Below are 16,030 nucleotides of genomic sequence, written 5' to 3'. Positions count from 1 at the left end.
GGCCTCAGTATCGCGGGCCCGCGCGATCCGGGCCATCCGCGAATGTTCACCCGGGCGGCTCAGTGACCGGCCCGGAGCCGTCACGGCTGCGCAACGCCACCCCGGCGACGACGGCGAGCGTCCCGACCGCTTCGACGACGCTCGGCACCTGCGCGAGCACCAGGAATCCGACGACCCCCGCCGTCACCGGCAGCAACGCCAGCAGCACCGCGAACCGAGCCTGCCCGAGCCGGCGCAGGACCACTTGGTCGAGCGCGTACGGCACAACGGTCGACAGCACGCCGACGCCGATCCCGAGCACCAGCATGCGTGGCGAACCCCACACTTCCCCGGTGCCCCACGCGAGCGGCGACAGCACGACGGTCGCCACCACGAACCCGACCGCCAGCGAATCCAGCCCGTCCCCGCCGACCGCGACCCGCTTGCCGAGCACGATGTACCCCGCCCACGCGGCCGCCGCGGCCAGCGCGAACACGACGCCGAGCGGACTGCCCGCGACGCGCACGTCCGCGATGGCCACCACCCCCGAAGCCACCAGGACCAGCGCGATCAAGTCCCGCCGCGTCCGCGACCCGACCGCCGCCACTACGACCGGTCCAGCGAACTCCAGCGCCACCACCGTGCCCAGCGGAAGCCGTGCGATGGCCTCGTAAAAGACCACGTTCATCCCGGCCGTCACCACGCCGAAAGCGCCCGCGAGCAGCAGCCGTTCGCCCCGCCAAGCCGCTTTCGGCGGCCGCCGCCACAACACCAGGACGACGGCCGCCCCGAGACAGCGCAGCCACGCGACCCCGGAGGGCGTGCCATGCCCGAAGAGGTCGACCGCGATGGCCGCACCGGCATACATGGAAATTCCGCTGAGAACGAACAAGACCGGTGCCGGAATCGCGTTCACGCGTTTCAAGGAGAGTGCGATGCCCACTCCGACATGGTGCCTGACCACGGAAAACGCACTACGCCGGGTGGTCTGGTCCTAGGGGATGGGACACCGCTGCGGCATCCGGGCTAATTCGGCGTGACGCACCTCCCACCGGCGCGGGAACACTTGCGGGCTGCCAAACGTCTGCAAGAGTGGAAGCACGAACACCGCGGAGCCGGAAGCGATCCCCGCCGAAGGCATCGAGACCGAAGTGGGCGTAGCTGGATCGAGGCACCGGGCGACCGGTGCCGGGACGGAGGGAGACCCCCATGACAACACCGACGCTCACCCGCCCCGAATTGACCGCAGCCGACCGATGCGACCGGTGCGGAGCAGCAGCTCAGGTACGCGCTGTCCTCAGCTCCGGAGGCGAGCTGCTCTTCTGCGGGCACCACGCCCGCGAGCACGAGGCCAAGCTCAAGGAACTGGCCGCGGAGATCCAGAAGTAAATTCGCTCACCGAGAGATTCGTCCGGAGGCGGCAGGCGCGAGCGCGCTTGCCGCCTCCGGTGTTTTCGGCGCCGAGTCGACCGGGAGCCGGTGCTCCAGGTTTGCGGTCCTCGGTGCCGTCCCCGGTCTGGTGCCCCAGGCGCGTGCGGGCCTCGGCCTCCGCCCGCCGTCGCTCGCTGTTGTCCCGTGAGGAACTCAGACTCCCTCGGGGTTCCCCTCACTGACCTTGACTTCCATCCCGGGCACCCGGCGGTGTTCCGCACGGCCCCGAGCCCTTCGGCGAACGCGTATGCCTCCTCATCTGTCGAGGGATCCGCGATCACGGCCGACAGCCGAAGCCGATGCGCATCAGCCGGCTGTCAGCCCAGTCTTCGAGCCGAGTCGGCCGGATGGTGCCGGGGTCGTGCGGCTGATTGAGATCCGCGACGATCTCCGCCAGCACGGCCTGACGTTCGGCTGGGTCGGTGACCGGCGTGGCCCGTGCGGGCAGGTCCGCCCGAATCCCGTTCTTGAGGTGGAAGGTGAAGCCGGGATGAGCGAGAAGGTTCGCGTGCCAGTCGGTCGCGGCACCGCCAGCGCCGCTGCACAGATACGTCGCGCCCGCGGCTCGGTAGAAGAAGATCTCGATGCGGCGTGCCCGGCCGGTGCGGCGGCCCAGCGTCGTGATGTCGACGATCCGTTCCCTGGTGCCCGCGGCGGGGGTGATCTCAAGGGCTTGTCGGATGCGGTCGGACAGGCAGGACGAGGACGCGTCCCGTGCGGAGTCGTTTGACCCGGTCGTGTCCGGGGCGCTCATGCGGCCTCGGCCTGAAGGGCGGGGCCGAGGAGGAGTCCGCCGTCGACGACGTACTCCGACCCCGTGATGAACGACGCTTCCGAGGACGCGAGGAACAGGAGAAGACGGCTGACGTCGGTCGGCTTCCCGAGCCGGGGGATAGCGAACGGCTCGGGTGAGTAGAACTCGGCGATCGCCGCGGCGGCACCGGCTGCCGGTTCGTGGATGAACGGGGTCGAGATCACGCCGGGGTGGATGGTGTTCACGCGGATGTGGTCGCGGCCGAGCTCTAGTGCGGCCGTTTGGGTGAGGCCTCGCACGGCCCACTTGCTGGCGACGTACGGCGCGTAGTGAGCAGTGCCGCCCAGGCCCATGGCCGAGGCGATGTTGACGATGGCTCCCCCCGCTGCGCGCCGCAGAGCGGGGGCCGCGGCCTTGATGCCGAGGAAGGTCCCGGTGAGGTTGATGTCGAGGATGCGCGACCACGTGGCCTGCTCCGTGTTTTCGATTGTCGCAGGCGGATTCTGCACGCCCGCGTTGTTGACGAGCACGTTCAGGGCACCGAAGGCGCTCTCGGCGGCCAGCACAGCGGCGGACCACGAACTCTCGTCGGCAACGTCAAGGCGGACGAAGCGGGCGCGGGTCCCGAGCTCGTCGGCGAGAGCGGCACCGCGTTCCGCGTCGATGCCGCCGATCACCACGTTCGCCCCCTCCGCGTGAAAGGCGCGCACGTGGCTCGAGCCCTGACCGCCGGCCCCGCCGGTCACGAGCACGGTCTGGTTGTCGAAGCGGGGCATCAGACGTTCCTTCGGTACGAGGGGAATGGCCGAGACCGCAAGTGGTGAGCGGCGGCCGATGGTGAGCCGCTCGGCTCACCATTGCCGACACTAGGTCGGCGGCAGTGGCGAGTCAAGACACTCACCTCGTATGCTCGGCCCATGAGCAAGGTCGTGACGACGTATCACCAGCGCGTCGCCCAGGAGAAGCGCGCGCTGATCGTGACCGCCGCGACCGCGCTGTTTCTCGAGCTGGGCTACGACCGGACGTCGCTGGCGCGGATCGCGGAGTGCTCGGGCGTTTCGCGGGCCACCTTGTTCAAGCAGTTTCCGACCAAAGCCGCCCTGTTCGACGCCATCGTGACCGAGTCCTGGTCGACCGCCGACGAGGAGGAATCCCCGCCGGCGGGCGACGTCGTCGCCGGGCTCGGCATCATCGGCCGCCGTTACGCCGAACTGCTGGGCCGTGCCCAGATGACCGACCTGTTCAGGATCGTCATCGCCGAGCTGCCGCGGTTCCCCGAGCTGGCCCATGCGCAGTTCTCGCACGGGAAAATGCCCTATTTCGAGTCCGTGCGCAGCTATCTCCTGGCTGAGCACGAGGCGGGAACGGTACGGATCGAGGACGCGGACCTCGCGGCCACCCAGTTCCTGGGCATGATCTCCAACTACGTCTTCTGGCCGACGCTTCTGGTGCCAGGCTGGGAAGTCAGCGCCGAACGCGTCGCTCAGGTAGTCGACGAGGCCGTCCGCACCACCGCCACCCGGTACGCCGCGACTGGACCAGCGGCTTCCGCCAACGACTGAGTCCCGCCGCCAGAGGCCGCCCCAACGCGACAGACCCGCGGCTCAAACCGTGTCCAGAACCACCTCGAACGCCACCTCGGCCGCCCCCAGCAGCTTCACGTCCGCCCCCAGCGCCGAACTGACAATCCGAGTCCCCCCGACAGCCCGGGAGACCAAACTCCGCCGCCGGACTTCCTCGGCGATAGCCCGAATCACCGACTCCGGCAGCACTGTCAGCAAATCCCCCAGCACCACCAGCTCAGGCCCCAGCAGATTGACCACGTTGACCAACCCCAGCGTGAGCCACTCCGCGTACTCCTCCAGCCGGGAGACAGCCGCGGCAGCGTCCGCCCCCAACTCGCGCAGCTCAACCAGAATCGCCCCGCGCGGCGTGTCCTCGGGCAACCCCAACGCGCGGCACAACGCCGCCTCGCCGATCTCGGTCTCCCAGCACCCGCGGCTCCCGCAATAACAAGCCCGCCCACCGGGCCGGATCGCCATGTGCCCGATCTCGCCGACATACCCCGCGCCCCCGCGCAGCGACGACCCCTGCGAGATCACCCCGCCGCCGACCCCGACGTCCGCGGACACGTACACCGAATCCGAGGACCCCCGAGCCGCGCCGCGCAAATGCTCGGCAACCGCGCCCAGTTCGGCGTCATTGGCCACCAGCACCGGAATCCGCAGCACCGCGGACAACCGGTCCCCGAGCGCCACATCGGTCCACCGCAGGTTGGGCGCCTCGTGCACCAGCCCGTCCGCCCGCCGCACCACGCCGGGCACCGACACCCCGACCGCGACCGGCTCCACGCCGAGATCCCCGGCCAGCACCCGGGTCGACTCGATCACGTGCGTGATGACCTCGTCCGCGGTCCGCGTCCGGGCATGCAGGTTCCAGCTGTTGCGCCCGAGGATCTGGCCGCCGAGCCCGACCAGCGCGATCGCCACGTGCTCGACCTGCAGGTCGACCGCGAGCACGACCGCGGCGTGCGGCTGCGGCAGGACCAGGAGCGAGGGGCGGCCCGCCCCTCGCCCCGGCCTCGGCACTTTCTCCTCGACCACTCCCGCCTCGGCGAGGCCGTCGACGAGAGTCTTGATCGTGCTCCGGTTGAGCCCCAGTTCGGTGGCCAGGGCAGCCCGCGTACTGGGCCCGCCGACGTGCAGCAGGCGCAACAGAGTCGTGCGGTTGTGCCGGCGCACCTCGTCCGGGCGGGCGACGGGCGGGCTGCTCACCGGGTCATCTTCCCATCAGCCCTCAGCGGACCGACGCCTCAGCCCGCCGTCGCGACAGCGCGTCGACGGTCGCGGCCAGCAAAAGCACCAGACCGGTGATGATGTCGACCACCGCGGCCTTCTGCTGGAGCAGGCCGAGCCCGTTGTTCACGATCGCCAGCACCGCGCCGCCGATGACCGCGTCGATCACCCGGCCCTTGCCGCCGAACAGCGACGTGCCGCCGATGACCGCCGCGCCGACCGCGAACAGCAGGGTATTCAGCCCGCCGGACTGGCCGCTGACCGAGCCGACCTTCGACGAGTAGACGATCGCGCCGATCGCCGCGAACGCCGAGCTGATCACGAACACGCTGGTGCGCAGCTTCGGCACGTTGATGCCGGCCCGGCGCGCGGCTTCCTTGTTGCCGCCGACCGCGTACAGGTGCCGGCCGTACTTGGTGCGGTTGAGCACGTAGGTGCCCGCCACCAGCAGGACCAGGACGATCGGCACCACGTACGGCACGCCTTCGATCACCACGAGCGTGTTCGACGACCGGTTGACCGAGAGCAGCGCGGTCGCGACCACCGCCACCGCCGCGATCGCGGCGACCTTGGCCAGCACGATCGGCGTCGGCTGCACCACGAGCCCGCGCTTCAGCCGCGAGAAGTGCTGGCCGAGCGCGATCACCGCGTACCCGCCCGCCGCGACCACGCAGAGCACCCAGCTGCCGAGCACGGACAGGTTGCCGTTGGCGACCGCGCTGAGGACGTCGCTGGTGCCGATCGGCAGCGTGCCTCCCTCTCCGACGAACTGCAGGATGACGCCCTGCCACACGATGAACAGCGCCAGCGTGACGACGAAGGACGGCATGCCGATCTTCGACACCAGGAACCCGGTGATGCAGCCGATCGCGGTGCCCGCGCAGACCGCGATGAGCATCTCGACCCAGGCGTTGACCGGCACGCCGATCATGATCACCACGATGCCGAGGAGGGAAATCACCGCCCCGGCCCAGATCTTCTGCAGCACCGCCAGCACCACGGCCAGCCCGAGCACCGCGATGAACGTGATGAACACGCCGGTGCCCATGGATCCCAGCAGGTTTCCATTGTGGACATAGTGCAGTGCCATCAGCGACGCGCACACCCCGGACGCGGTGCCCGCGGACAGGTCGATCTCGCCGAGCAGCAGCACGAACACGATGCCCATCGCGATGATGGTCTGGCCCGCGCCCTGCTGCAGCAGGTTCGCGATGTTCGACAGGGTGAAGAAGTCGCCGGACAGCGCGCTGAACAGGATCGCCAGCACGATCACGCCGAGCACGGCCGGGATCGAGCCGAGCTGGCCGTCCTTCATCCGGGCGAAGTAGTCCTTGATCGCCTCGCCGGTGGACATCGAGGTGGTGTCGATGCCGAAGTCGGTGATCGCCCCCGCGGGGGCCTCCTGCTTCTCCGGCTTCGCGGAAGTTTCGGTCATGGCGGGTTCTTTCTCGCTGCTCACTGCACGACGGCTTCGGGGCGGGCCAGGCCGAGATCGCCGGAACGGCCCGCGGTGATGAGTTCGACGACCTGGCTGTGCGTCACGTCCTTGGTCTGGACGTCCGCGACGAGCCTGCCGAGGTAGAGGACGTCGATCCGGTCGGCGACCTCGAAGACGTCGGCCATGTTGTGGCTGATCAGCACGACGCCGAGGCCCTGTTCGGCGAGCCTGCGGACGAGGTCGAGCACCTGCCGGGTCTGCGCGACGCCGAGCGCCGCGGTCGGCTCGTCGAGGATGACGACTTTGCTGTTCCACAGCACGGATTTCGCGATCGCGACGGTCTGCCGCTGCCCGCCCGAAAGCGCGGAAACGAGCGTGCGGACCGATTTCACCGTGCGCACGCCCAGCGACGCCAGCGTCTCGCGCGCGGCCTTCTCCATGCTGGCCTCGTCGAGCAGCCAGCTGCTGCCGCGCTCGCGGCCGAGGAACATGTTCTGCACGATGTCGAGGTTGTCGGCCAGCGCGAGGTCCTGGTACACGACCTCGATGCCGAGTTCGGCCGCGTCCTTGGGGCCGCGGATGTGCGCGTCCGCTCCGTTGAACCGGACGGATCCGGTGTCGTACGGGTGAATGCCCGCGATGCATTTGACCAAAGTGGACTTGCCGGCCCCGTTGTCGCCGACGAGCGCGGTCACTTCGCCCGCCCGCACGGCGAAGTCCACGTCGTGCAGGACGTGGACCGGGCCGAAGCTCTTGTTCAGGCCGGTGATGTCGAGAATGGGCTCGCTCATGGGATTCGCTTGTCTCTCGCGTGGATACCGGGCCGGGACGCGCGTCGGGGGAACGCGTCCCGGCCCGGCTGCTCTGGCGGGCAGTCGCCGATCCGGCCGGAAGCGGGCCGGCCCCGAAGCGGCAGGCGGCCGTTGCGGCGAAGGCCTTGGGCCGTGGCCGGATCAGCGGCTTTTCGGCACAGCCGGCGTCAGGAGATGCCGTTTGCGGTGCACTTGGCGGCGAGGTCGCCGGTGCAGATGTCGGACGCCTTGACGTAGCCCTGCTGGACGACGGTCTTGATGTCCTTGATCGTGATCAGCTGCGGCTGCAGCAGCACCGACTTCAGGTCGCGGTTGTTCTTCGGGTCGTGCAGCGTGCCGGTGGCGATCGCGTCCGCGGCGGCCTTGTCGCCCTTGGCCAGCGCGGCGGCCAGCTTCGCGGTGTTCTCGGCCTCTTCCTTGATCGGCTTGAAGATCGTCAGCGTCTGGTCGCCGCGCAGGATCGCCTGCAGGCCGGCCGGGGTCGCGTCCTGGCCGGTGACCGGGACCTTGCCGTTGAGGCCGTTCTTCTTCAGCACGGTGATCACCGCGCCCGCCAGCTCGTCGTTCGCCGCCACGACGCCGTCGACCTTGCCGTTGACCCGGGTGAAGATCTGCTCGAAGGTGGTGCCGCCGACCTGGGCGTCCCAGTTGTCGATGGCCTGCTTCTGCACGAGGTTCAGCGCCTTGGAGTCGTACAGCGGCTTGAGGACCTTGTCGTGCCCGTTGCCGAACAGGGTCGCGTTGTTGTCCGTCGGCGCGCCCTCGATCTGGACGACGTTGGCTCCCGGCTTGCTCTTCAGCGCGTCCGCGAGGCCCTGCGCCTGGATTTCGCCGACCTTCTCGTTGTCGAACGAGACGTAGTAGTCGGCCGAACCGCCGAGGCTCGGGCGGTCGTAGTCGATGACCGGGATGCCCGCCTTCTTGGCCTTGGCCTCGATCGCCGCGCCGACCGCCGGGTCGGACGGGGCGATGACCAGCACCTTGACGCCCGAGCTGATGAAGCCGTCGGCGAGGGTGGAGAACTTCTGGTTGTCGCCCTGGGCGTTCTGGATGTCGGCGCTGAAGCCCTGCGCGGAGAGCGCGGCCTGCAGCATCGGCTTGTCGAAGGCTTCCCAGCGGGCCGAAGTGGCGGTCTCCGGCAGGATCACGCCGACCTTGCCGCTGGCGCCACCGCCCGCCGGGGCGGAGGCGGAGCTTTTGCTGTCCCCGGAGCTGCCGGAGCCCGCGCTGTTGGCGCCGCACGCCGAAAGCGCCAGGCCGGCGCTCACCGTCGCGGCGAGGAGGGTAAGGGTTCTGCTGCGCATCCTCGTTCCTTCTCCGATCATGCTCGCGGGGTGATCGGAGAGGGTCCCCGGTGCACCGTCGCAGATATGTTGTGGCCGACAACATATGCTGCGGAGCGGCTCTGCGGAAGATGCCGGGATCGAGTAACCGACACCAAATGGACACGGTTCGGCAACGCAGCCCTCATCAACGCCTTGCTATGACGGAGTGATCCCTGACACGCACCGAGCGTAACGAGAAGTTGTCCGGTCTTGTCCGGTCGAGAGGGCAGGAGTGCCCGATTGGGCGCCCCGGCCGAACCGGACACGCGGTTCTACCAGGACAAGGAGCGTGCTCCCGGACGCGCGAACACGACGCGCGGCCCGCTGAATTACCAGGAGCGCAGCGTGACAATCCGTTCTTCGAGCTGTTCCACCGTCGCCATCGCGGTGGGCGGCCCGCCGCACTGACGGCGCAGTTCGTTGTGGATCGCGCCGTGCGGTTTCTTCGTGCGGTGGTGGTACACGCCGACCAGCGCGTTGAGTTCCTTGCGCAGCGCGCCGAGCCGTTCGCTCACCGACTGCGACCGGACCGGCGGCGCGGCCGGTTCCTCGGTCTTCGGCTTGCGCCGCTTCTCGTCGGTGATCTGCTCTTCCTGCCGCTTGCGCAGCAGCGCGCGGACCTGGTCCGGCTCCAGCAGCCCGGGAAGGCCGAGGTACTCCTGCTCCTCGTCCGAGCCGGAGAAGACCGCGGTGCCGAACGAGTTGCCGTCGTAGATGACCTGGTCGAGCTCGGCCGAGGCGTGCAGCGAGGTGAACGCCTTCTCCTCCTCGCCCGGTTCGTCCTCGGTGCGGTTGGCCTGGGCGAGCAGTTCGTCGTCCCAGCCTTCCTTCTCCCGGTGCGGTTTGCCGAGCACGTGGTCGCGCTGCGCTTCCAGCTCGCTGGCCAGCTCCAGCAGCACCGGGACGCTCGGCAGGAAGATGCTCGCCGTCTCGCCCTTTTTCCGGGCCCGCACGTAACGGCCGATGGCCTGGGCGAAGAACAGCGGGGTGGACGCACTGGTCGCGTACACGCCGACCGCCAGCCGCGGCACGTCGACGCCCTCGGACACCATCCGGACCGCGACGATCCAGCGTTCCTTGGTCTCGGAGAACTCCTTGATCCGCCCGGACGCCTTCGGGTCGTCGGAGAGCACCAGCGTCGGCGTCTCGCCGCAGATCCGCTCCAGGATCTTGGCGTAGGCGCGCGCGGTTTCCTGGTCGGTGGCGATCACCAGGCCGCCCGCGTCCGGGATGCCTTGGCGCACCTGGCTGAGCCGGGTGTCGGCGGCCTGCAGCACTGCCGGGATCCACTCGCCCGCCGGGTCGAGTGCCGTACGCCAGGCGCGCGCGTTCTGCTCCGCGGTGAGCGGCTCGCCCAGCCGCGCGGTGAACTCCTCGCCCGCGCTCGTGCGCCACGACGCTTCGCCGGAGTAAGCGAGGAAGACGACCGGCCGGACCACGCCGTCGGCGAGGGCGTCGGAGTAGCCGTAGGAATGGTCGGCCTTGCTGCGCTGGAAGCCGCCGCCGTCCGGTTCGTAGGTGACGAACGGGATCGGCGAGTCGTCGCTGCGGAACGGGGTCCCCGTCAGCGCGAGGCGGCGCACCGCGGGCGTGAACGCCTCGCTGGTCGCGTCGCCCCAGGACTTCGCGTCGCCCGCGTGGTGGATCTCGTCGAGGATCACCAGGGTCTTGCGGTTCTCCGTGCGCACCCGGTGCAGCGTGGGGTGCGCGGCGACCTGCGCGTAGGTGACCGCGACGCCGCGGTAGTCCGAAGACGTGACGCCGGTGGTGTTGCGGAAGTTCGAATCGATCGGGATGCCCGCCGCCGCGGCCGCGGACGCCCACTGGTGCTTCAGGTGCTCGGTCGGGGTGACGATCGTGACGGCCTCGACGGTGCGGTCCGAAAGCAGTTCGGCGGCGATCCGGAGGCCGAAGACAGTCTTGCCCGCGCCCGGCGTCGCGACCGCGAGGAAGTCCTTCGGCCGGCTCGACAGGTACTTCGTGAGCGCTCGGCGCTGCCAGGCGCGCAGCGGGCGCGCGGTGGAGTCCTTCTCTGCGGGCGGCGCCCCGAGGACCGGCTGGGTCGTCTCGGACAAAACTCGGTTCACCCCCTCCTCGGGCCGCTCGGCGCGGCCGTGACGTGCGAAAACCCCCACTGTGGCACCGGCTTCGCCGCCGGGCGCCGCGATGAGGGCACGTCGGCCAGCTTACCTTCCGCGCCCGCGGGCGCCGGGCACCGCCACGGGTGGTGTCCTCCGACACGCCCCCTCTCGGCGGGGGTGACGAGCCAAAACCGCGCGCATGGACCATGCTGGGACACACCATGGGCGAGGTGACACCGGACGCCGGAGAGGCAGAGCCGAAGAAGAGCGTGCCGGAGAAGACCGTGCGCAGGGGGCCGTGGCGGCTGTTCACCCGCACGCTCGCGAAAGCCTGGGACGGCAACATCTTCTCCGAGGCCGCCGAAGCTGCGTTCTGGCAGACGCTGTCGCTTCCGCCGCTGCTGCTCGGCCTGCTCGGCAGCGTCGGGTTCATCGGCGAGGGGTTCGGCCAGAACGTGGTCACCGCGGTGCACGACCGGATCATCACCTTCAGCCACACCATCTTCAGCGCGAACGCGGTGCAGGAGATCATCGAACCGACGGTGAACAGCATCCTCACCGTCGGCAAGGGCGAGATCGTGTCCGTGGGCTTCGTCATCTCGCTGTGGGCGGGTTCTTCGGCGATGTCGTCGTTCGTGGACGCGATCACCGTCGCGCACGACCAGTACGGCGTCCGCAACGAGGTGTGGCAGCGGATCTTCGCGCTGCTGCTGTACCTGTGCGCGCTGATCGGGCTCGTGGTCGGGCTGCCGCTGCTGGCGATCGGGCCGGACCTGCTGCCGGAGTTCTTCCCGGTCGACTGGCGTCCGACGGTCTCGTCCTGGGTCGGCACGCTCTACTACCCGGTGCTGGGCGTGATGATCGCGCTCGCGCTGACGACGCTGTACAAGCTCGCGCTGCCGCGCCGGCTCCCCTGGCACCGCGGGCTGCCGGGCGCGATGCTGGCCGGCGTGGTGTTCCTGGTGTCGAGCATCGGGCTGCGGATCTACCTGAACTGGATCACCAAGACCGGCTACACCTACGGCGCGCTGGCCGCGCCGATCGCGTTCCTGCTGCTGATGTTCTTCATCGGCCTCGCGGTGGTCGGGGGCGCGTACTTCAACAGCGCCATCCAGGAGCTGTGGCCCGCGAAGGCGACCCGGCGGCAGCGGCGCAAGTGGCGGCGGCTGGAGATGGAACGCGCCACCGAGCGGATGCGGGCCGAGGAGGGCCGCAAGCTGTGGGACCGCACGACGATGCCGTTGCGCCGACCCAAACGGCACCCCGAAGACAACACCGCCGACGCAGAGTCCGAGGTCGGCCACGACGAATCGAACGGTGCCGGGGTGAACCACTCCGAATCGGAGACCGTGCAGCTCGCGAGGCCCGACCGTGCTTCGGGCAAGCGCGGTTCCGAGCCGTCGCCCGGCCCGGAACCGCGCTCCCAGCAGAGCTGATTCAGCCCTGGCGGAACCGCCACGTCTTGCTGTCGAAGGCGATGCAGACGCTCGGCGACATCACGACCACGCGCAGGGTGCCGTCGCGCTCGTCGTAGTCGATGCCCTCGACCTCGAAGTTGCCGCCGCAGCCGCTTTGCAGCGGAAGCTGCCCGAGCGAGGTGACGTGCCCGGTGACGTCAGAGCCGGAGACCGAGCCGGAGAGATCGACCTGCAGCAAGGGTTTGGTGGTGCCGAACAGGCTGCCGTCCGGGTCGTCGGAGGAGCACATCATCCGGGTGGCGGACACGAAATCGCAGCCCTGGACGTCGCGCACCGGGTGGTCGAGCCGGATCGCCGAGGCGTACGGCAGGTTCTGGCCGGGATCGGCGGCCGCGACGCCGGGCATCGGGTAGACGAGCAGGCGGTCCATCGTGCCCCACTCGCCGGACACCAGCCAGCGCGCGTCGGGCGTCACCGCGGCGAACGAATTGTTGTTGGCCTCCCACGATTCCAGCGCGTGCTGGTAGTCGGCGCGGGAGCCGTCCGGGGCTTCGACGCGGAAGAGCTTCGCGCCGCGGTCGTCGCGCTGGTAGGGCTCGACGTACCAGCCCTTCGCGGACCCCGGGTCGCCGATGTGGTTCCAGCCCTTGGCGGCGAGACCCGGGTCGACCGTGCCGATGCCGGTGTAGCGGATGCTGGTGCCGGACGAGCGCTCGACAGTGGCGAGGCCCTGGCTCTCGTCGAGCGGACGGGCCCGGTCCGAGCCGACGGTGGTCCATCCGGTCACCGCGTTCGCGGCGCCCGCCGCGACGGCGCTGAAGGCGGACAGCAGGACGACGAGGGAAAACACGATCCCGGTTGCGCGCATACGGGGACACTCCTGTGGGGAGGCGACTGGCCGGACTGCAGGTCTACCAGTCCCTCCCCGGGTGCACAGCCACCGAGTGAAGGATTTTCACCTTTGTTCCCGCGCACCGGGACGCGCGGGAAGGATCAGTCGTCGCCGCCGGGACGGAGGCCCTCGTAGATCTTCTGGCACTTGGGGCAGACCGGGGACCCCGGCTTGGGCGACTTCGTGACCGGGAAGACCTCGCCGCAGAGCGCCACGACGTGCGTGCCCATGACCGCGCTCTCGGCGATCTTGTTCTTGCGCACGTAGTGGAACATCTTCGGGGTGTCGTCGTCGGTCGACTCGGTGCTGTCGGTCTCCGGCTTGGTCAGCGTTTCGGTGCTCACCCCACCATCATGCCTCAGCGCCCCGCCCGCGGTAATGCCCGGCTACGCTCGCCTGACCTGCCAAGGGACCCCTCAGGAGCCCAGATGCCGCACGAGTCCGCACCCCGGTGGCACAGCGCGCTGGCCCGTCTCGGCGGCGACCACCACGTCGGCCGCGACGCCTGGGCCGATCTCGAAACGCGCTACACCGAACCGCACCGCCGCTACCACGACCTCGCCCACGCCACCGCCGTCGCGCACGAGGCCGAGCAGCTAGCGGCCGACCTGCCCTTCCAGGAACGCGCCGTCGTCGTGCTCGCCGCGTGGGCACACGACGTGGTCTACGACGCCATACCCGGCCAAGACGAACAGCGCAGCGCCGAGTGGCTCCGCCGCTGGCTCACTCGCGCAGGCGTTGCCGACGCGCACATCGACCAGGCCGAAGCTCTCGTACTCGCCACCGCGGCCCACGAAGCACCCGAAGGCGACTTCGCCGCAGCCGCTCTCCTCGACGCCGACCTAGCCATCCTCGGCGCAGCGCCTGCTGTGTACGCGGCGTACGTGGACAACGTGCGTCAGGAGTACGCGCGCTACCCCGACGACGCCTGGGCGACCGGCCGCGCCGCAGTACTGGAAAGCCTCCTCGCCCGCCCCGCGCTGTACCTCACCGAGACCGCCCGCTCACGCTGGGAAGCCGCCGCGCGGCGGAATCTGCAGGCAGAGCTGACCCGATGCCGCAGCGCACGCGACGATCACAGATGATGTCCGTTCGTGACCACCCAGACCACTCCCCTGTTCGTCCACGAGGAAGTCGCCTCGGCGTTGCGTGACGGTCACCCCGTCGTCGCCCTCGAGAGCACGATCCTTTCGCACGGCCTTCCTTACGGACGGAACCTCGACGTCGGCCGCCGGATCGAGCAAACCGTGCGAGACGGCGGCGCCGTGCCGGCCACCATCGCCTTGCTGGACGGACGGCCAGTCATCGGCCTCTCCCCCGCCGAACTGGAGCGCGTCTGCGCCCCGGACGCCGGCCTGGACAAGCTCTCCCTGCGCGACCTCGGCCCCGCAGTCGGCCTCGGCCGCTCCGGCGCCACCACCGTCGCCGGCACCTCCGCACTCGCCTCAGCAGCCGGAATCGGCGTCTTCGCGACCGGCGGTCTCGGCGGTGTGCACCTGGGCGCAGCACAGAGCTGGGACGTCTCGGCAGACCTGGGCGTCCTCGCCAAGGTGCCGACCGTGGTCGTGTGCTCCGGCGTGAAGTCGGTGCTGGACATCCCCGCCACCCTTGAGGTCCTGGAAACCAACTCGGTCCCAGTCCTCGGCTACCGCACCGACGATTTCCCCGCCTTCTACCTCCGCTCCTCCGGCCACCCCGTCGGTTGGCGAGTCGAGGACGCGAAACAAGCCGCCGCGGTCATCTCCGCCCACCGCCGCTACGCGAATTCCGGCGTACTGCTGACAAATCCGATCCCCGCAGAGTCCGAAATGGACCGTGCTTTGCACGACCGCCTGTTACGGGAAGGCCTGGCGAAATTGGCCGACGCCGACGTACACGGCGCAGACGTGACTCCCGTGCTGCTGGAGCATTTCCACACCGCCAGCGAAGGCGTCAGCATCGACGCGAACGAGGCTTTGGTGCTCTCCAATGCAAAACTCGCGACCGAAGTAGCGGTGGCCCTGTCGTGACCGGAATCGTAGTAGTAGGCGACGCGGGCCTGGACGTCGTCGCCCGACACGACCAACCCCTCCCCCACGGCGGCGACGCCCGCGCAGCAATCCGCTTCACCGGCGGCGGCGCGGGTGCGAACACCGCACTGTGGCTGCGTTCCCTCGGCGCGGAAACCACTCTGGTAGCCCGAATCGGCGACGACTCCGGCGGCCGCCTGATCCGGGCTGAACTGGAAGCCGCAGGAGTCCGCTGCGCCTTCGCGACCGACCCGGAAGCCCCCACCTGCTGCGTAGTAGTCCTAGTGGACGGCGAAGGCCAACGCAGCATGCTCGCCGACCGCGGCGCGAACAAACGCTTCGCCCCCGAAGACGTCACCCCAGCCGCCCTGACCGGCTCCACCCACCTGCACCTGTCCGGCTACGTCCTGCTCGACCCGTCCTCGCGCCCCGCGGGCCTAGCCGCGCTGGCCGCCGCCAAAGAAGCCGGGCTAACCACCTCCGTGGACCCCCAAGCAGCCGCCCACATCCACGACCCCGCAGCCTTCCTGGACGACGTACGCGGCACCGACCTGCTCATGCCGAACACCGAAGAACTAGTCGCCCTGACCGGTTCGGCAGACCCCGCCTCCGCCACCGAACTCCTGGACACAGTAGGCGCAGTCGTAGTCACCGCAGGCCTAGGCGGCGCAAGCTGGATCGACGCGACCGGCGTCGTCTCAGTCCCCGCGGTAGAAACCACCTGCGTGGACTCCACCGGCGCGGGCGACGCCTTCGACGCAGGCGTCCTCACCACCTGGCTGGCCGAAAAGTCCACAGTGGACGTCCTACGCGCAGGCACCCAACTGGGCGCACTGGCAGTAAGCCGCATCGGCCCCCAACCCTGACCCGCAGTCCGTGAGGGGAACCCTGAGGGAATCTGATTCCCTCAGGGTTCCCCTCACGGCTTTTCAGCCACCCACCCAACCGCAGCCCGCGCACCCAACCCACCAGCGCAGCCACACCCGGCCCTGCACCCCGATACGAAGCCAACAACGCGGCGGGGGGGGGGGTGTTTGGGGGGCGTCTTCTCCTCCTCGAAGAACACCCCCTCGTCCTTATAAACCCCCCCTTGTGG

16 protein-coding genes are annotated in these 16,030 nt (G+C 69.6%); 6 read left to right on the top strand and 10 right to left on the bottom strand.

Annotation, left to right across the window (positions count from 1 at the left end; translation table 11 throughout):
• Positions 1–46: 46 nt before the first annotated feature.
• Positions 47–847, bottom strand: coding sequence for an EamA family transporter (locus ACZ7SW_RS39485; RefSeq protein ID WP_470235540.1), 801 nt, complete (start codon positions 845–847; stop codon positions 47–49).
• A gap of 341 nt (positions 848–1,188) precedes the next feature.
• Here ACZ7SW_RS39485 and ACZ7SW_RS39480 point away from each other — a divergent pair, with 341 nt between their 5' ends.
• Entirely contained in the window at positions 1,189–1,368 is a 180-nt protein-coding gene (locus tag ACZ7SW_RS39480; protein WP_037358805.1) for a DUF7455 domain-containing protein, read from the top strand.
• A 319-nt stretch (positions 1,369–1,687) separates the two neighbouring features.
• Here the strand turns inward: ACZ7SW_RS39480 and ACZ7SW_RS39475 are convergent, their stop codons facing one another.
• Both ACZ7SW_RS39475 and ACZ7SW_RS39470 read right to left on the bottom strand, forming a co-directional pair.
• Complete coding sequence (locus ACZ7SW_RS39475; RefSeq protein ID WP_470235477.1) at positions 1,688–2,164, bottom strand: nitroreductase/quinone reductase family protein; 477 nt, start codon at positions 2,162–2,164, stop codon at positions 1,688–1,690.
• The gene (locus ACZ7SW_RS39470) at positions 2,161–2,940 is read right to left on the bottom strand and encodes a glucose 1-dehydrogenase (RefSeq protein WP_470235476.1); all 780 of its coding nucleotides are present in this window, start codon (positions 2,938–2,940) and stop codon (positions 2,161–2,163) included. Before ACZ7SW_RS39470 ends, ACZ7SW_RS39475 begins: the two co-directional genes overlap by 4 nt.
• Positions 2,941–3,081: 141 nt before the next feature.
• Here ACZ7SW_RS39470 and ACZ7SW_RS39465 point away from each other — a divergent pair, with 141 nt between their 5' ends.
• A complete protein-coding gene (locus tag ACZ7SW_RS39465) occupies positions 3,082–3,726 on the top strand; it encodes a TetR/AcrR family transcriptional regulator (RefSeq protein ID WP_470235475.1) in 645 nt (214 codons plus the stop codon).
• Between the two features lie 42 nt (positions 3,727–3,768).
• Here the strand turns inward: ACZ7SW_RS39465 and ACZ7SW_RS39460 are convergent, their stop codons facing one another.
• From ACZ7SW_RS39460 to ACZ7SW_RS39440, 5 genes are all read right to left on the bottom strand, one after another.
• The gene (locus ACZ7SW_RS39460; protein ID WP_470235474.1) at positions 3,769–4,938 is read right to left on the bottom strand and encodes an ROK family protein; all 1,170 of its coding nucleotides are present in this window, start codon (positions 4,936–4,938) and stop codon (positions 3,769–3,771) included.
• Between the two features lie 22 nt (positions 4,939–4,960).
• The gene (locus ACZ7SW_RS39455; RefSeq protein ID WP_470235473.1) at positions 4,961–6,394 is read right to left on the bottom strand and encodes a sugar ABC transporter permease; all 1,434 of its coding nucleotides are present in this window, start codon (positions 6,392–6,394) and stop codon (positions 4,961–4,963) included.
• A 20-nt stretch (positions 6,395–6,414) separates the two neighbouring features.
• Complete coding sequence (locus ACZ7SW_RS39450) at positions 6,415–7,188, bottom strand: ATP-binding cassette domain-containing protein (protein WP_470235472.1); 774 nt, start codon at positions 7,186–7,188, stop codon at positions 6,415–6,417.
• A 188-nt stretch (positions 7,189–7,376) separates the two neighbouring features.
• Positions 7,377–8,513 (bottom strand): sugar ABC transporter substrate-binding protein, encoded by a 1,137-nt coding sequence (locus ACZ7SW_RS39445; RefSeq protein ID WP_470235471.1) that lies wholly within the window; start codon positions 8,511–8,513, stop codon positions 7,377–7,379.
• A 350-nt stretch (positions 8,514–8,863) separates the two neighbouring features.
• Positions 8,864–10,609, bottom strand: coding sequence for a DEAD/DEAH box helicase (locus ACZ7SW_RS39440; protein ID WP_470235539.1), 1,746 nt, complete (start codon positions 10,607–10,609; stop codon positions 8,864–8,866).
• Between the two features lie 227 nt (positions 10,610–10,836).
• On the opposite strand from ACZ7SW_RS39440, the gene ACZ7SW_RS39435 reads away from it, so the two are divergent.
• Positions 10,837–12,051, top strand: a complete 1,215-nt coding sequence (locus ACZ7SW_RS39435) for a YihY/virulence factor BrkB family protein (protein WP_470235470.1) — start codon at positions 10,837–10,839, stop codon at positions 12,049–12,051.
• A 1-nt stretch (position 12,052) separates the two neighbouring features.
• Here the strand turns inward: ACZ7SW_RS39435 and ACZ7SW_RS39430 are convergent, their stop codons facing one another.
• Both ACZ7SW_RS39430 and ACZ7SW_RS39425 read right to left on the bottom strand, forming a co-directional pair.
• On the bottom strand, positions 12,053–12,901 hold the full coding sequence (locus tag ACZ7SW_RS39430; RefSeq protein ID WP_470235469.1) for a hypothetical protein: 849 nt from the start codon (positions 12,899–12,901) through the stop codon (positions 12,053–12,055).
• 125 nt (positions 12,902–13,026) lie between these two features.
• Positions 13,027–13,269, bottom strand: coding sequence for a DUF3039 domain-containing protein (locus ACZ7SW_RS39425; RefSeq protein ID WP_470235468.1), 243 nt, complete (start codon positions 13,267–13,269; stop codon positions 13,027–13,029).
• 84 nt (positions 13,270–13,353) lie between these two features.
• Between ACZ7SW_RS39425 and ACZ7SW_RS39420 the strand changes: the two genes are divergently transcribed.
• Genes ACZ7SW_RS39420 through ACZ7SW_RS39410 form a run of 3 tightly spaced genes read left to right on the top strand, consistent with a single transcriptional unit; the run spans position 13,354 to position 15,800 of the window.
• On the top strand, positions 13,354–14,010 hold the full coding sequence (locus ACZ7SW_RS39420) for an HD domain-containing protein (RefSeq protein WP_470235467.1): 657 nt from the start codon (positions 13,354–13,356) through the stop codon (positions 14,008–14,010).
• A gap of 9 nt (positions 14,011–14,019) precedes the next feature.
• Positions 14,020–14,934, top strand: a complete 915-nt coding sequence (locus tag ACZ7SW_RS39415) for a pseudouridine-5'-phosphate glycosidase (RefSeq protein WP_470235466.1) — start codon at positions 14,020–14,022, stop codon at positions 14,932–14,934.
• Entirely contained in the window at positions 14,931–15,800 is an 870-nt protein-coding gene (locus tag ACZ7SW_RS39410; RefSeq protein WP_470235465.1) for a carbohydrate kinase family protein, read from the top strand. Before ACZ7SW_RS39415 ends, ACZ7SW_RS39410 begins: the two co-directional genes overlap by 4 nt.
• Positions 15,801–16,030: the final 230 nt, after the last annotated feature.

Source organism: Amycolatopsis sp. NPDC114484, assembly GCF_055633755.1.
Note: the sequence above shows the minus strand (reverse complement) of the source record. Positions and strands in the feature narration are given on the sequence as shown.

Excerpts from the sequence above, each read along its gene's own strand:
- ACZ7SW_RS39455 (WP_470235473.1), bottom strand. The coding sequence starts at position 6,394 with ATGACCGAAACTTCCGCGAAGCCGGAGAAGCAGGAGGCCCCCGCGGGG.
- ACZ7SW_RS39435 (WP_470235470.1), top strand. The coding sequence starts at position 10,837 with ATGGGCGAGGTGACACCGGACGCCGGAGAGGCAGAGCCGAAGAAGAGC.
- ACZ7SW_RS39450 (WP_470235472.1), bottom strand. The coding sequence starts at position 7,188 with ATGAGCGAGCCCATTCTCGACATCACCGGCCTGAACAAGAGCTTCGGC.
- ACZ7SW_RS39445 (WP_470235471.1), bottom strand. The coding sequence starts at position 8,513 with ATGCGCAGCAGAACCCTTACCCTCCTCGCCGCGACGGTGAGCGCCGGC.
- ACZ7SW_RS39430 (WP_470235469.1), bottom strand. The coding sequence starts at position 12,901 with ATGCGCGCAACCGGGATCGTGTTTTCCCTCGTCGTCCTGCTGTCCGCC.
- ACZ7SW_RS39475 (WP_470235477.1), bottom strand. The coding sequence starts at position 2,164 with ATGAGCGCCCCGGACACGACCGGGTCAAACGACTCCGCACGGGACGCG.
- ACZ7SW_RS39480 (WP_037358805.1), top strand. The coding sequence starts at position 1,189 with ATGACAACACCGACGCTCACCCGCCCCGAATTGACCGCAGCCGACCGA.
- ACZ7SW_RS39465 (WP_470235475.1), top strand. The coding sequence starts at position 3,082 with ATGAGCAAGGTCGTGACGACGTATCACCAGCGCGTCGCCCAGGAGAAG.
- ACZ7SW_RS39485 (WP_470235540.1), bottom strand. The coding sequence starts at position 847 with ATGTATGCCGGTGCGGCCATCGCGGTCGACCTCTTCGGGCATGGCACG.
- ACZ7SW_RS39420 (WP_470235467.1), top strand. The coding sequence starts at position 13,354 with ATGCCGCACGAGTCCGCACCCCGGTGGCACAGCGCGCTGGCCCGTCTC.
- ACZ7SW_RS39470 (WP_470235476.1), bottom strand. The coding sequence starts at position 2,940 with ATGCCCCGCTTCGACAACCAGACCGTGCTCGTGACCGGCGGGGCCGGC.